A 13,853-nucleotide genomic window follows, 5' to 3' on the forward strand; every position below is an offset into this window, starting at 1 on the left:
CGCCTGTCCTTTGGTTACATATATTGTAGCGCAACAAGGAAATAAACCTTTGGAGTCCGGCATGAATCTGCCCCCCACAGTCACCGAACGCGCCTTTGACCGTCTTGCCGAAATCGGCGCTGCGGATCAAGGGCAGGCTTTACGCGTCGCGGTCGAAGGCGGTGGATGTTCAGGGTTTCAATATGAAATTGCACTGGATCAGCCCAAAGACGATGATCTTGTGTTGGAAGGCAAAGGCCAAAAGGTCATCGTGGACTCGGTTTCCCTACCCTTTCTGGAAAACGCGGTCATCGACTTTACTCAGGAACTGATCGGTGCGCGGTTTGTCATCGATAATCCTAACGCCACATCGTCCTGTGGCTGCGGCACGTCGTTTTCGATGTAACGTAGGTGGGGGGCTTTGCCCCCACACCCCCAAGGTATTTTCAGCCAGATGAAGAGGGATCCGCTCTCCGACCCTACCGCCGGAGAGCTTCACTTGGCGCGGTCATCGGCGCCTCCGCCTGTACCGCCTCCCATAGATCGCAAAAGTTGGTTAACAATCCGTTTCTTCATCTGGCCAAAAATACCTCGGAGCGCGAGGCAGAGCCTCGCATCCTTCACCGCCACTTGCCGCGGGGTTCATTCTGCGCGATAGGTTGCCAACAGCTTTGGAGGGCCGCGCATGAAAATCGCCACGTTCAACATCAATGGGATCAAAGCGCGGGCCGAGGCCCTGCCCCGGTGGCTGGACGAGGCACAACCGGACATCGCTCTGCTGCAAGAAATTAAATCCGTCGACGAGAACTTCCCTCGCGAAATCTTCGAAGAACGCGGATACAATGTCGAAACGCATGGTCAGAAGAGCTTTAACGGTGTCGCAATCCTTTCGAAGCTACCTTTGGAGGATGTAACGCGCGGCTTGCCCGGTGACGACGAGGATGAACAAGCGCGTTGGATCGAAGCGACTGTTGTCGGCAAGCAGGCGATCCGGATTTGTGGCCTTTATCTACCGAACGGAAATCCTGCGCCCGGGCCAAAATACGACTACAAACTGGCGTGGATGGAGCGTCTGTATGATCGCGCCCGTGACCTGCTGGCAACCGAAGAGCCTGCGTTGATGGCGGGCGACTACAACATCATTCCGCAAGCGGAAGATGCAAAACGCCCCGATGCATGGCGCGAGGACGCCTTGTTCCGACCCGAAAGCCGGGCCGCCTTCCGCAAAATCCTGAACCTAGGGTTCACCGAGACGTTCCGTGCCCGAGTACAAGGTGCGGGCCACTATTCCTTCTGGGACTATCAGGCCGGAGCGTGGAACAAGGATAACGGCATTCGCATCGACCATTTTCTACTGACCCCTCAGGCCGCAGATCTGATGCGAGAATGTCAAATCGACAAAGAGGTGCGTGGGCACGAAAAACCCTCGGATCACGTGCCGGTCTGGGTTGTTTTGGACATCTGAGATCAAACGGTTGGGTCGTAGTTGTAGATCCAGTCGTATTTCTGCGTCAGGCGCGGACCTATCGCCGCCAGAACTGCTTGCGCGGCCAAACGCATCGGACCGCGCAAGTGAAAATTGCGTGCATTTGCGGATGCCGCAGCGACCACGTGTTGCGCGCGGCGTTGGCGCGCGGATTCGTAGGCTACAAGGGCCTGCCTTACGCCCGATTGGCTGTCGAAAGAGCGTGCGAGAACCCAGGCATCCTCAAGCGCCAGACACGCTCCTTGCGCCATGAAGGGTAACGTCGGATGGGCCGCATCGCCCAACAGGGCCAAACGTCCGTTCTGCCATCTCTCGGCCACCGGACGCAGGAACAGTGCCCACAGATGCGTTTCTTCGACCTTTGTCAGAATGTCTCTCACCGGCCCTCCAAAATCGGCAAACCTAGCGCGCAAGTCGTTGGGATCGCCCTTTACACGCCAGCCTTCCTGCTGCCAGTCCGAGCGTTCTTCAATTGCTACGACGTTCATCAGGCGTTGGTCGCGCAGCGGATAGGTGACGACGTGCCGCCCCGGCCCCATTGTCAGTGAGGCTTGCGACTTCTCGACCCTATCCTCCCAAGGCACCGTCGCGCGCCAGGCGATCTGGTAGGTGAAGGCTGGGGCCTCGGGGCCGTTCAGGATCGGGCGAAGGGTGCTGCGTCCACCATCTGCGGCAATGGCACATTCGACGCGGAGGCGCTCTTCATCATCCAGCACGATCTCGACCTCGGAAGGGTGTTTGCGAACCGTCTGCACTCGCGCGCCAAGGCGTATGTCGACACCTGCATCCTCGGACGCCCTTCGCAACAGCTCCAGCAAATCGGCGCGGTGATAGTAGAATGTCGGGCCCGCCGCAGGGGCTGGGATGCGACTGATAACCCGACCCTTGCGATAGTCACGCAAAATAGTTCCGTGCGAGAGTTGCGCGGCTTCAGGCGGATCCCCCGCAACCCCCAAGGCGCGCAGAACGGACATCCCGTTGGCGCTGATCTGAAGGCCCGCTCCGACCTCGGTCAGTGCTGGGGCCTGCTCTAGCACCGTCACCTGCGCACCGCGCTGGCGCATGGCCAACGCCGCAGCAAGTCCGCCGATGCCGCCGCCAACCACGCAAAACTTCAAACCATTGATCTTCATAGCATTGCCTTAACGCAAAAACGCCGGAGCAACAGGCCCCGGCGCTTGAATTCTTGACATTTCAGGACGATCAATCGTCGCGGTGGACCTTTTCGCGACGCTCATGCCGTTCCTGCGCCTCGAGCGTCATGGTTGCGATCGGGCGCGCATCCAGACGCTTCAGCGAGATCGGGTCGCCTGTTTTTTCGCAGTAACCATACTCACCCTCATCAATCCGGCGCAGGGCCGAGTCGATTTTAGCCACCAGTTTGCGCTGACGGTCGCGCGTGCGCAGTTCCAACGCTCGGTCGGTTTCCTCGCTTGCGCGGTCGGCAACGTCGGGGATGTTACGGGTGTTGTCCTGCAAACCTTCGATCGTGTCGCGGCTGCCTGCCAAAAGTTCGGTCTTCCAGTCCAACAGCTTGCGACGAAAATACTCAAGCTGCTTGTCGTTCATAAATGGCTCGTCTTCGGCTGGACGATAATCTTCGGGCAGAAATACTTCCTGCTTCATTTTTGCTCCCTCGGTGTGGCCTTCAACGCCGAGTGCACTCTCTTCACCAGACATGAGGCATTCCCTTCTGCGGAGCGTTTATCTGACGGCGCGGGGATTGTCACTATGCAAACGTAGCGCCGAACAAGTGTGATCATAAACAGTCTAAATATGAGACATCAAACAACAAAACCTTGTTTTTCTGTGAAAATTGGCGGGCCTTTTCAAGGCATCCCCCAAAATGCCGCAGGGTCTGTTAGCGCTCGAATCAACCAAAGGCATTGGACTCGCTGACCAATTTGGCGCGACGGCACGCAGCGACGCGGGTTGTAAAAATCCTCACTGCTCTGTAACCCAAAGACCACAGGCCGCGCGATACAGGATGAGGACCCCATGACCGCACGTTTTCAAGGCACAGCCGAATATGTTGCCACTGATGATTTGACCATCGCGGTGAATGCCGCGGTCACACTGGAGCGTCCGCTACTGGTCAAGGGCGAACCCGGCACCGGCAAAACCGAGCTGGCCAAACAGGTGGCTGGTGCGCTGGGTCTGAAGATGATCGAGTGGAACGTGAAATCCACCACCCGCGCGCAACAGGGCCTGTACGAATATGACGCCGTCAGCCGCTTGCGTGACAGCCAGTTGGGCGATGAGCGCGTGCATGACGTGTCAAACTATATCCGCAAAGGCAAGCTGTGGCAGGCGTTCGATGCCGACGAAAAGGTCGTGCTGCTGATTGATGAGATCGACAAGGCCGATATCGAATTTCCAAACGACCTGCTGCAAGAACTCGATAAGATGGAGTTCCACGTCTACGAAACTGGTGAGACGATCAAAGCCAAGAACCGGCCTATCGTGATCATCACCTCGAACAACGAAAAGGAACTGCCCGACGCCTTCCTGCGCCGGTGTTTCTTTCACTATATCCGTTTCCCCGATGAGACCACGATGCGCCGCATCGTCGAGGTTCATCACCCCGGCATCAAGGACGCGCTGCTGACCACCGCACTAACGCAGTTCTATGAAATCCGCGACACGCAGGGGCTGAAGAAAAAGCCCTCGACCTCGGAAGTACTGGACTGGTTGAAACTGCTTCTGGCCGAGGATCTGACCGCCGAGGATCTGAAACGCGACGGAGCGAATGCCCTACCCAAGCTTCACGGCGCGCTGCTTAAGAACGAACAGGATGTGCACTTGTTCGAACGTCTGGCTTTTATGGCGCGTAGCAAACGCTGATCATGGGGTGATCGGCCTTGCCATACGGCAAGCGGGCTGTCAGCATTGGTTAACGACGGCCCGAAGACCGGGCATCCGAGCAGATGGGACAAGCTGAGTGTCTGACACCCTTACGATCCGCGCCTTGCGGCCTGATGATCGCGCCCAATGGGCCGAACTATGGCGCGATTATCTGGCGTTCTATGAAACCACCGTTCCCGACGGCATCTATGACACGACTTTTGCCCGCCTTTTGGGTGATGACCCGAACGATTTTTCCTGCTTTGTCGCCGAAAGCGCCGGACAGTTGGTCGGGCTGACGCACTACCTGTTCCACCGTCATGCGTGGAAGGAAGAGTCTGTCTGTTACCTGCAAGACCTGTTCGCAACCCCGGCATCACGCGGTACCGGCGTCGGCCGTGCGTTGATTCAGGCTGTATATGACGAAGCTGACCGTCACGGCGCGCCCTCGGTCTATTGGCTGACGCAGGAATTCAACCACACCGCGCGCAAGCTCTATGACCGTATCGGCAAGCAAACGCCCTTCATCCGGTATCAACGCCCATGATCAGGCTTGGTGCGATGGTGTTCGGATTGGCCCTTGCAGGCTGCACCACGGTCACCCCACCCGAACCGCCGACGCGCGTCAAACCAACCGAGGACATCCTGCCGCCGGCCAAGTCATTCGCGACCGCGCGCCCTACCCCGCCCACGCGATCCAACGCAAATATCGCGCAGGATTTCGTGTCGCTTCACTTCGCGTTGGAAAGCGGCACTGCGCTGCCTGTCTTCACCCGATTTGAAGAACCGGTAACCGTGCGCCTTACGGGTCAGGTCACCCCTTCAATGCAACGCGATCTCCGACGCCTTCTGACCCGCTTGCAGCGTGAAGCCAGGATCGATATCCGGCAAATCCAGGACGGCCCCGCCAATATCACCATCGAAGCCGTCAGCCAGGAACAAATCCAAAGCATCCTGCCCCAGGCAGCCTGTTTCGTGGTGCCCAATTCTTCGGACTTTGAGGAATACCGCCGGGATCGGCGGAAACAGAAAAGCAGTTGGCTCCGCCTGCGTAACCGGGAAAGACTGGGCATTTTTATCCCATTTGACGCGAGCCCACAGGAAAAACGCGACTGCCTGCACGAAGAGCTTGCGCAGGCTTTAGGCCCTTTGAACGACCTGTATCATCTACCGGATTCGATCTTTAACGACGACAACATACACACCGTTCTGACTGGGTTCGATATGCTGGTCCTGCGCGCGGCCTATGCGCCTGAGTTGCGCAGCGGCATGACCCGCGAAGAGGTCGAGGCCGTCATACCTGACGTACTCAAACGTCTGAACCCGCGCGGTGAAAACGTGACGGCGCAACCAACGACCCAGACCACGCGAGACTGGATCCGAGCCATCCAGAGTTCCCTCAACCCCAACCGCAGTGTTGATGCCAGACTACGCTCGGCCAGTCGCGCCGCCCGGATTGGCACGGAACAAGGATGGACGGACCACCGTCGTGCCTATCCCTATTTTCTGATGGGTCGGATGGAGCAGTTCGACAATCCGCAAAAAGCCTTGCGCGACTATGACACCGCCCTGCAATACCTGCGCGCGACACCAAACACAGAGATTCATCAGGCGTATATCACGACTCAACTTGGAACTTATGCATTGGCACAAGGTAGCGGACCGCAATTCCTGCCCGAATTGGACAAAGCCATCGACGTTATGACGCGCGCTGAAAACGCCTCGCAGCTGGCAACACTATTGCTGCTGAAATCCGAGGCTCTAAATCAGGCGGGACGCCCAACCGAAGCACGTTCCGTCAGGCTGGACAGTCTGGGGTGGGCACGCTACGGGTTTGGCTCGGAAACGGTGGTCCGGTCGCTGATGCAGGACGTTGCAGAGGCACCCGCGAATAACAGAGGCGGTTAACGCATGGTCGTAGTTCTGGGAATGGCATTACTGGGGGCGGTCCTAGGAGCGATGGCCGCGCGCAAGCGAAACGGCAGTGGTGCGGACATGGCACAATACGCCGCTGGCTATGGTATCGCCTTTTCGCTGGTGGGCCTTATCCTGTCACTGATCATCGTCAGACTGATTTCGTAGCCATGTTCCTGCCCTTCTTTGAAAACCTTCGCAAAGCCCGTATTCCAGTATCCCTGCGCGAATACCTGACCTTTCTGGAAGGCATGAAAAAGGGTCTGGCCACCTATGATGTCGAGGCATTCTACTACCTCGCCCGCGTTTCGATGGTGAAGGACGAGCGCAATATCGACAAGTTCGATCAGGCCTTTGCTGCCAGTTTCAAGGGCTTGGAAGAGATCAGCTTTGATCAGGTGATCGAGGCCGTGGACATCCCCGCCGAGTGGCTGGCCAAGATGGCCGAAAAACACCTGTCCGAAGAAGAAAAGGCCGAGATCGAGGACATGGGCGGGTTCGAGAAACTGATGGAGACGCTGCAAGAGCGTCTCAAGGATCAGGAAGGCCGCCATCAGGGTGGCAACAAGTGGATCGGCACCGCCGGAACGTCTCCGTTCGGAGCGTATGGCTATAACCCGGAGGGCGTGCGCATCGGCCAGAAGGAAAGCCGCCACCAGCGCGCGGTCAAGGTCTGGGATAAGCGTGAATTCAAGAACTTAGATGACACAGTTGAACTGGGCACCCGCAACATCAAGGTCGCCCTGAAACGCCTGCGCCGCTGGGCCCGCGAAGGCGCGGCGGACGAGCTGGATCTGGACGGCACCATCCGCGCCACCGCCGAACACGGCTATCTGGACGTCAAAACCCGGCCCGAACGACACAACGCGGTCAAGGTGCTGCTGTTTCTGGACGTGGGCGGATCAATGGACCCGCATATCAAGGTTGTCGAAGAGCTGTTCTCGGCCGCGCGGACCGAGTTCAAGCATCTGGAATATTACTATTTCCACAACTGCCTGTACGAAGGCGTCTGGCGCGACAATGCCCGACGCTGGGATCAGCAGACCCCCACCCATGAAGTGCTTCGCACCTATGGCCCGGATTACAAATGTATTTTCGTAGGCGACGCCTCGATGAGCCCCTATGAGATCGCCTATCCTGGCGGTGCCAATGAGCATTGGAACCAAGAGGCCGGGCAAGTCTGGCTGCAGCGCGCACGCGATCAGTGGGCCTCCAACCTGTGGATCAACCCGGTGCCCGAGAAATATTGGGACTACACCCATTCCATCAGCATGATCCGCGAGATTTTCGAGGACCGCATGGTGCCGATGACTCTGGCCGGGCTAGAGCAAGGAATGCGCGAACTGACGCGCTGAACCGGCTCTTAACTGCTTGTTGGCTCCCGGCCCGGCAGGGCCAGCACTCGGCTCAGAGGTAAAGTCAGGCCCAGATAGGTTGACAGCGCACCCGAGTATTTCGGGACGTCGTCCGACTGATCTTCGACCCGTGTGCCGTAATAGATGTCGCAATCGACCGGTGGCAGGTCCATCTGCTGCGCCGTGCGGGCCGGAACCACCGAGAGCGCACCGAACAGATAAGCCAACATCGGATCGCCACAGGATTTGCACAGACCGCGTGACAAAGGCGAAGGGCTTTTGGTGTGAATCCATTTGATGGTTGACGGAACGGCAGGACGCGCCTGCCCCCGGCGCAGCAGCAAGGCATCCGCGTAGGGCGCCTGGTAAACGGCTTGGCATTTCGTGCAGTGGCAGCGGAAACGAACGCGCGGCGCGGCTTTGACGATCACTTGGGTCTGGCCGCAGGAACAGGATGTCTGGATCTGTGTCATGGCGCAGGTTAAACACGCGACCCGCGACCGGTCAACGCGCCCTCACAGGCTGTTGCGCAGCGTCATTTTCCTGTTGCTTCGGCCTCTGCGCAGCCCCATATCTGATCTATGCTGCGCCTGACCCCGATCCTGTTGGCCATCGCCTATGCCGTCGTCATGTACCGGATTTCCGTGTGGCGCACCCATCGCGAATTGGACGCGAAATCGACCGAGTTGGCGGACCCTGCGCTGAAACGCATGACCGATCGTTTGGCCGCGGCGCTCGAGATTGAGCGGGTGCCGGTCTACATCTATGAAATCGACCCTGTAAATGGGTTGGCCGCGCCGGACGGGCGGATTTTCATCACGCGGGGGTTTTATCGCAAGTTCCGGAGCGGCGACGTCTCGGCCGAGGAAATGGCCAGCGTGATCGCGCATGAGCTTGGTCACGTGGCGCTGGGTCATGCGCGGCGGCGGATGATTGATTTTTCCGGTCAGAACGCGCTTCGGACGGCCTTGATGATGGTGTTGAACCGGTTCATTCCGTTTATCGGCGCGTGGATTGCGAATATGCTGGCGCACCTGCTGGCCTCGCGCCTGTCGCGCGGGGATGAATATGAGGCGGACGAATATGCCGCCGCACTGCTGACTAAGGCGGGTATTGGGATCGGGCCACAGAAGTCCCTGTTTCACAAGCTCGAAGAGCTGACCGAGCAGCGGGCGGGAGTTACGCCAGCTTGGTTAATGAGTCATCCCAAAACGGATGAGCGGATTGCGGCGTTGGAGGCGCTTGAACAGCGTTGGAAGGCGGGTGGATAGGTTGCGGCCGTGAGGGGCCAGCCCCTCACACACCCCGAGGTATTTTTAGCCAGATGAAGGGCGGATCGGATTTAAGTGGTGAGGGCTTTGCCCAGGCGTGGCAGACGAGCTTTTTTCATCAGCGCACGCAGGGTCCATTGATTGCCTGAGAGGCGGTTGGCTTCTGCGAGAACACGGTCGGCCATCTCAGATATGCCTTCCGGATCGATGCGCCAGAAGCCGTGCAGCAGGTTATCGGGATCTTGGCGGTCCAACCCTTCTTCCGACAGGATGTTTCGGGGGAAGTCTTTCGCGTTCATAGTGACAATTACATCTGACGACGACGCTATGGCGATGGCCAGTACGTGAACATCAGCGGCATCGGGCAGCCAGAGGCGCTGCTCAAGACCTAGTTGTGCTTCACGCTCTGCTTTGGGCCATTGAGATTGCGTCAGGGCAATTTCGGCGCGGGCCTGTGACTCACCCGTGGAGCCCAGCTTACGTGCAGCACGGGCCCATTCTTCGAGGATGCGCGCGGACCATATGGGTTCGAAATGACCCATCTTTGCCGCGCCCAACAGCATCGCTCGCATCACCGTGGGGTAGATGACGCAGGTATCCAGAACCGCCCTCACAACCGGTAGAACACGGCTTTGAGGTATCCGCTTTCGGCCAGTTGCGGCAGTTGCGGGTGATCCGGCCCTGCAAAGCCCGTGTGGATCAGTTGCGCCTGCCGCCCGGCCCGGCCGATCCCTCGCGATGAGGCGTCGCGGAAACGGCCCAGATCGGCGGCGTGAGAACAGGAACACAGGCCAAGATAACCGCCCGGTTTGACCAGCGGCGCGGCCAGACGCGCGATGCGCTCATAGGCGCGCAGCCCCGCGTCCAGCGCCTGTTTCGAGGGCGCGAAGGCGGGCGGGTCACATATGACCACGTCGTATTGCGCGCCCTCCTCGGCCAGTTGGGTCAAGACATCGAAGGCATCGCCTTGACGGGTTTGGAACCGGTCGGCAAAGCCCGAGGCTTGCGCGCCCCGGGCTGCCAATTCCAGTGCGGCGGCTGAGCCATCGACGGACAGCGCCTGCCCGGCTCCGCCAGCCAGCATCGCCAGACCGAACCCGCCCACATGGCTGAACACATCCAGCACCTGTGCGCCGGGTTGGACCAGCCGGGCCGCGAAGGCGTGGTTGGGCCGTTGGTCGTAGAACAGCCCGGTTTTCTGGCCGCCGGTCAGGTCGGCCATATAGGTCGCGCCATTCATAGGCACCGGCAGCGGCGCATCGGGGGCCGTGCCGCGCAGGGTGAGGTTCACATCGTCTAGCCCTTCAAGCCCGCGTGTCCGGCCCGAGGCGTTTTTCAGCACCGTGGTCACGCCGGTCACGGCGACCAGCGCGTCGGTCAGAGTGTCCAGATGCGCTTCGGCCCACGCCGCGTTGGGTTGGATGACGCAGGCGTCACCAAAGCGGTCGATGATCACGCCGGGAAAGCCATCGGCCTCGGCATGGATCAGACGGTAATAAGGCGCGTCGAACAGACGCTCGCGCATGTCTAGCGCGCGACGCAGGCGGGTTTCGAACCACGTGGCGTTTAACTCGGCATCCAGATCGCGGTCCAACACGCGGCACATGATCTTGGACTCGGGGTTTACTGCGACCAGCGCAATGGGCACGCGGTTTTCGTCTTCCAACACGGCCAAAGCCCCTGCCGGGATCTTACGGGTGCGGCGGTCTGTAACGACGTCATTGGCATAGACCCAAGGGAAGCCGTGGCGCAGTCCGCGCGCATTGGCTTTGGGTTTCAGACGGATACGGGGGCGGTCGGCGGATTGGGTCATGCCGCTCCTCTTAGTGGCTCCGGCGCGCGGGGAAAAGCCCTAGCGATCGCGGGACCGCCAGCCGCCGCGGCGTTTGGGTTTTTGTGCTGCCTGCAATCCCTCGGTCAGCACCTGCGTCATCGGGTGATCCGCCTGCGCCGCGTAGATCGAGTGCAGATCGGTCAGCGCCTGCGTCTGATCCCGATCCACAGGCAGGCTGAGTGCCCAGTCCAGAAAGATGCTACGGCATTCGGGCAAGGTGATGCCCTCCATATTATATGCCTCGCGGATCAGGCCCTTGTGGTCATTGGGGTCGTCACTGCGCGCCATGAGTATCCTCCGAAATCACGCGGCCGATGATCCCGGCGGCGGTGTCGTAACTGTCCTGCAGCGCGGCCTGAAGCTGGTCGACCTGTTCAAACCCGGTGGCCCGGCACAGAAAAGCCGTACCGCCCTCGCCGATCTTGTCAGCCTCGATCACCTTGCCCGACAGCAGCCGGGCCGCGCATTGCACCGACCAGCATAGATCATAGCAGCCCTTCAGCGTTTGCGCCTGCGCGACCTCCAGCAGCCCGGCAGCGACCGCACCGTCCAGCCCCGTATGCACGTCTCGCTGAGGCAGGCCGGACAGCAACGCGCCCGACTCTGCCATCAGTTCGATATCCATCATGCGGCCTGCGCCGTTCTTGGCATCCCAGATACCGGCCGGCGATTTGGCGGCGGCCAGACGGCTACGCATCTCGGCCACCTCGCGCAGCACTTTCGCGGTATCGCGATGGCGGGTCAGGAATTCGGCGCGGAAGGTTTCGATATCCTGCGCCAGATCAGCATTTCCAGCCACAACGCGGGCGCGGGTCAGGGCCAGGTGTTCCCAGACCCATGCCTCATTCTGCTGGTAGTTGGTGAAACTGGCCCAACTGGTTGCCACCGGCCCCTGATTGCCCGAAGGGCGCAGACGCATGTCGACCTCATAGAGCCGCCCCTGCGACATGGGCGCAGACAAGGCCGTAATCAAAGCCTGCGTGAACCGCGCGTAATAGGTACGCGTGGCCAGCGGGCGCGGGCCGTCGGACATGTCCTGATCCAGCGGGTCATAGATCACGATCATATCCAGATCGGATTGCGAATTGATCCGCCCTGCCCCGATCGACCCCATGCCCAGAACCACCGCCCCTCGTCCCGGTGCGGGCCCGTGTTTTCGGGCGAATTGTTCGGTCACGCAGGGCAAAAGCGCGGCGATCACGGCGCTAGCCAGATCGGCGTAGTGCTGCCCGGCCTGTGCGCCGTCGATCAGCCCGCGCAGGTGGTGAACACCGATGCGGAAATGCCATTCCTTGCACCAGCGGCGGGCGAAATCCAGCTGCGTCTCGTAATCCGCCTCTTGCGCCAGCGCCTGCTCCAGATCGGCCTGCAAGGCCGCCTGCCCCGGCCAGTCGTCAAAGAAGCTGCCGCCGATCACCGCGTCAAAAACCGCGGCATTGCGCGAAAGGTGCCCCGCCAGCGCGTGAGATGTTCCGACGATATCGACCAGCAGGTCGATCAGATGTGGGTTGGCCTCGAACAGCGAAAATAGTTGCACGCCTGCAGGCAAGCCCGACAGGAACCCATCCAGCGCAAGCAGCGCTTCATCCGGCTTCGCGGTTTTGGCCAGACGCGACAGCAGTTCCGGTTTCAGCCGCTCGAATATACGCGCGCCCCGTTGCGAGCGCAGCGCCGGATAGGTAGGCCAGCGCGCCATGACGCCTTCGTCAAAGGTGACCTCGGGGGTTGGCGCGGGGGCTGCGGCTCCGGGGGCGAAGAACCCTTCGGTCAATTCATGCACCTCGGTCAGGCGGCGGGTCAGGTCGGAGGTCAGATCTTCGCTGCTGATCCCCATTAGGCAGGCGACGCGCTCGATACCTTCCGCAGATTGCGGCACTTTGTGGGTCTGGGCGTCGTGGATCATCTGAATGCGATGTTCGACCTCACGATGGGCGCGGTAATGGTCGGTCAGTTTGTCGGCTACCTCTGGTGGCACCCAGTCCTTTGCGGCCAGCGCGGCCAGCCCCGGCACTGTGCCGCGGACGCGCAGATCGGGGTCACGCCCTCCGGCGATCAATTGGCGGGTTTGGGTGAAGAACTCGATCTCACGAATACCACCCTGCCCCAACTTCATGTCGTGGCCTGGAATGGTCAGAGCGCCGCCGGTCCCTTTATTCTCGCGGATGCGCAGTCGCATGTCGTGGGCGTCCTGGATGGCGGCAAAATCCAGATGCCGCCGCCAGACAAAGGGGCGCAGCGTGTCCAGAAACCGCTGTCCTGCTGCGATGTCCCCTGCACAGGGGCGCGCTTTGATATAGGCGGCACGCTCCCAAGTGCGGCCAAGGCTTTCGTAATACCGCTCGGCAGCCTCGGCCGCCATACACACAGGCGTCACACCCGGATCGGGGCGCAGACGCAAATCGGTGCGGAACACATAGCCATCGGCGGTTTTGTCGCTGAGCGTAGCGCAGAAGTTCCGCGTGGCACGCACCATGCCATGACGCGCCTCGTAGAAATCATCCGGGTCAAACCGGGTCTCATCGAACAGCACGATCAGGTCGATATCCGAGCTGTAATTCAGCTCATGCGCGCCCATCTTGCCCATGGCCAGAATGATCATCCCGGCGGCGGTTTCAACGTCGTCCTCGCTCATGCCCGGCAACTTGTCTCGCCGGATCAGCGCCGCGATCTCGGCCTTGGCGGCCACATCCGCCGCCAGCGCCCCGAAATCCGTCAGCGCAGCTGTGACTTTTTCTAAGGGCCACGCCCCCGCCACATCGGCCAGCGCGGTCAGCAGCGCCATCCGTCGTTTGCCCTGCCGCAACCCCGGTTTCAGCTGTTCCGGCGGCAGCGCGCGGGCGGCGGCCATCACCTCGGCCAGCGCCTGATCGGGCTGCTGCAAGGCCCCGGCCAGCCAGTCTTTTTCCAGCTCGATCAACCCTTTGAGATAGGGGCTAGAACCCGCGACACCCGCGATCAGCTCAGCCTGTTCCGGCGACAGATCCGCAACCAGATCCCGTGTTTCATCACCCAACGCAGGATCGAACGGGCGTGGCATTCGCTGGATCGACAGAGCGGTCATGATGGGGCCTCCGGCGTGTTACTACCCCCAAATGGCCTGATTTCAAAGGCTTGCACAAGTCCTAACTGTATCGCTGCGACACCCCTGCAAAGCTAATGTAAAACATTTT

Annotated in this window: 15 protein-coding genes; 8 read left to right on the top strand and 7 right to left on the bottom strand. The window is 60.2% G+C overall.

The features are described 5' to 3' along the window. Positions 1–61: 61 nt before the first annotated feature. Both ABWV79_RS02275 and xth read left to right on the top strand, forming a co-directional pair. Positions 62–385, top strand: coding sequence for a HesB/IscA family protein (locus ABWV79_RS02275; protein ID WP_170354454.1), 324 nt, complete (start codon positions 62–64; stop codon positions 383–385). Between the two features lie 279 nt (positions 386–664). Beyond that, on the top strand, positions 665–1,444 hold the full coding sequence (gene xth, locus ABWV79_RS02280; RefSeq protein WP_353390242.1) for an exodeoxyribonuclease III: 780 nt from the start codon (positions 665–667) through the stop codon (positions 1,442–1,444). Between the two features lie 2 nt (positions 1,445–1,446). Here xth and ABWV79_RS02285 read toward each other — a convergent pair whose 3' ends face one another. Together ABWV79_RS02285 and dksA are read right to left on the bottom strand one after the other, a co-directional pair. Continuing rightward, positions 1,447–2,598, bottom strand: a complete 1,152-nt coding sequence (locus ABWV79_RS02285; RefSeq protein ID WP_353390244.1) for an FAD-dependent monooxygenase — start codon at positions 2,596–2,598, stop codon at positions 1,447–1,449. A 70-nt stretch (positions 2,599–2,668) separates the two neighbouring features. Continuing rightward, entirely contained in the window at positions 2,669–3,091 is a 423-nt protein-coding gene (gene dksA / locus ABWV79_RS02290) for an RNA polymerase-binding protein DksA (RefSeq protein ID WP_058274529.1), read from the bottom strand. Between the two features lie 372 nt (positions 3,092–3,463). On the opposite strand from dksA, the gene ABWV79_RS02295 reads away from it, so the two are divergent. From ABWV79_RS02295 to ABWV79_RS02315, 5 genes are all read left to right on the top strand, one after another. Then, positions 3,464–4,309: an AAA family ATPase gene (locus tag ABWV79_RS02295; protein WP_353390247.1), complete on the top strand. Its 846-nt coding sequence runs from the start codon at positions 3,464–3,466 to the stop codon at positions 4,307–4,309. 97 nt (positions 4,310–4,406) lie between these two features. After that, a complete protein-coding gene (locus ABWV79_RS02300) occupies positions 4,407–4,856 on the top strand; it encodes a GNAT family N-acetyltransferase (RefSeq protein WP_353390249.1) in 450 nt (149 codons plus the stop codon). Further along, positions 4,853–6,217, top strand: coding sequence for a DUF2927 domain-containing protein (locus ABWV79_RS02305; RefSeq protein ID WP_353390251.1), 1,365 nt, complete (start codon positions 4,853–4,855; stop codon positions 6,215–6,217). Before ABWV79_RS02300 ends, ABWV79_RS02305 begins: the two co-directional genes overlap by 4 nt. Positions 6,218–6,220: 3 nt before the next feature. Beyond that, positions 6,221–6,391 carry a hypothetical protein gene (locus ABWV79_RS02310; protein WP_353390253.1) on the top strand — a complete coding sequence of 57 codons (171 nt, stop codon included), beginning with the start codon at positions 6,221–6,223 and terminating at the stop codon, positions 6,389–6,391. 2 nt (positions 6,392–6,393) lie between these two features. Continuing rightward, positions 6,394–7,578 carry a vWA domain-containing protein gene (locus tag ABWV79_RS02315; protein ID WP_353390255.1) on the top strand — a complete coding sequence of 395 codons (1,185 nt, stop codon included), beginning with the start codon at positions 6,394–6,396 and terminating at the stop codon, positions 7,576–7,578. A gap of 8 nt (positions 7,579–7,586) precedes the next feature. On the opposite strand, the gene ABWV79_RS02320 is transcribed toward ABWV79_RS02315, so the two are convergent. Continuing rightward, positions 7,587–8,051 carry a GFA family protein gene (locus tag ABWV79_RS02320; protein ID WP_353390257.1) on the bottom strand — a complete coding sequence of 155 codons (465 nt, stop codon included), beginning with the start codon at positions 8,049–8,051 and terminating at the stop codon, positions 7,587–7,589. Positions 8,052–8,159: 108 nt separating this feature from the next. Here ABWV79_RS02320 and ABWV79_RS02325 point away from each other — a divergent pair, with 108 nt between their 5' ends. Then, positions 8,160–8,849 (top strand): M48 family metallopeptidase, encoded by a 690-nt coding sequence (locus ABWV79_RS02325; RefSeq protein WP_170354464.1) that lies wholly within the window; start codon positions 8,160–8,162, stop codon positions 8,847–8,849. A 71-nt stretch (positions 8,850–8,920) separates the two neighbouring features. Here ABWV79_RS02325 and ABWV79_RS02330 read toward each other — a convergent pair whose 3' ends face one another. The 4 genes from ABWV79_RS02330 to ABWV79_RS02345 are packed head-to-tail and all read right to left on the bottom strand — an operon-like array spanning position 8,921 to position 13,747. Then, a complete protein-coding gene (locus ABWV79_RS02330) occupies positions 8,921–9,463 on the bottom strand; it encodes an RSP_2648 family PIN domain-containing protein (protein WP_353390259.1) in 543 nt (180 codons plus the stop codon). Further along, positions 9,460–10,662, bottom strand: a complete 1,203-nt coding sequence (locus ABWV79_RS02335; protein ID WP_353390261.1) for an RSP_2647 family RNA methyltransferase — start codon at positions 10,660–10,662, stop codon at positions 9,460–9,462. Before ABWV79_RS02335 ends, ABWV79_RS02330 begins: the two co-directional genes overlap by 4 nt. 39 nt (positions 10,663–10,701) lie before the next feature. Further along, on the bottom strand, positions 10,702–10,971 hold the full coding sequence (locus ABWV79_RS02340; RefSeq protein ID WP_353390263.1) for a hypothetical protein: 270 nt from the start codon (positions 10,969–10,971) through the stop codon (positions 10,702–10,704). Beyond that, a complete protein-coding gene (locus tag ABWV79_RS02345) occupies positions 10,958–13,747 on the bottom strand; it encodes a [protein-PII] uridylyltransferase family protein (protein ID WP_353390785.1) in 2,790 nt (929 codons plus the stop codon). Before ABWV79_RS02345 ends, ABWV79_RS02340 begins: the two co-directional genes overlap by 14 nt. Positions 13,748–13,853 lie beyond the last annotated feature (106 nt).

Origin of the sequence: Ruegeria sp. HU-ET01832 (assembly GCF_040371315.1) — a bacterium.
Taxonomy (GTDB): domain Bacteria; phylum Pseudomonadota; class Alphaproteobacteria; order Rhodobacterales; family Rhodobacteraceae; genus Ruegeria; species Ruegeria lacuscaerulensis_A.

Excerpts from the sequence above, each read along its gene's own strand:
- ABWV79_RS02275 (WP_170354454.1), top strand. The coding sequence starts at position 62 with ATGAATCTGCCCCCCACAGTCACCGAACGCGCCTTTGACCGTCTTGCC.
- xth (WP_353390242.1), top strand. The coding sequence starts at position 665 with ATGAAAATCGCCACGTTCAACATCAATGGGATCAAAGCGCGGGCCGAG.
- ABWV79_RS02285 (WP_353390244.1), bottom strand. The coding sequence starts at position 2,598 with ATGAAGATCAATGGTTTGAAGTTTTGCGTGGTTGGCGGCGGCATCGGC.
- dksA (WP_058274529.1), bottom strand. The coding sequence starts at position 3,091 with ATGAAGCAGGAAGTATTTCTGCCCGAAGATTATCGTCCAGCCGAAGAC.
- ABWV79_RS02295 (WP_353390247.1), top strand. The coding sequence starts at position 3,464 with ATGACCGCACGTTTTCAAGGCACAGCCGAATATGTTGCCACTGATGAT.
- ABWV79_RS02305 (WP_353390251.1), top strand. The coding sequence starts at position 4,853 with ATGATCAGGCTTGGTGCGATGGTGTTCGGATTGGCCCTTGCAGGCTGC.
- ABWV79_RS02310 (WP_353390253.1), top strand. The coding sequence starts at position 6,221 with ATGGTCGTAGTTCTGGGAATGGCATTACTGGGGGCGGTCCTAGGAGCG.
- ABWV79_RS02315 (WP_353390255.1), top strand. The coding sequence starts at position 6,394 with ATGTTCCTGCCCTTCTTTGAAAACCTTCGCAAAGCCCGTATTCCAGTA.
- ABWV79_RS02320 (WP_353390257.1), bottom strand. The coding sequence starts at position 8,051 with ATGACACAGATCCAGACATCCTGTTCCTGCGGCCAGACCCAAGTGATC.
- ABWV79_RS02325 (WP_170354464.1), top strand. The coding sequence starts at position 8,160 with ATGCTGCGCCTGACCCCGATCCTGTTGGCCATCGCCTATGCCGTCGTC.
- ABWV79_RS02335 (WP_353390261.1), bottom strand. The coding sequence starts at position 10,662 with ATGACCCAATCCGCCGACCGCCCCCGTATCCGTCTGAAACCCAAAGCC.
- ABWV79_RS02340 (WP_353390263.1), bottom strand. The coding sequence starts at position 10,971 with ATGGCGCGCAGTGACGACCCCAATGACCACAAGGGCCTGATCCGCGAG.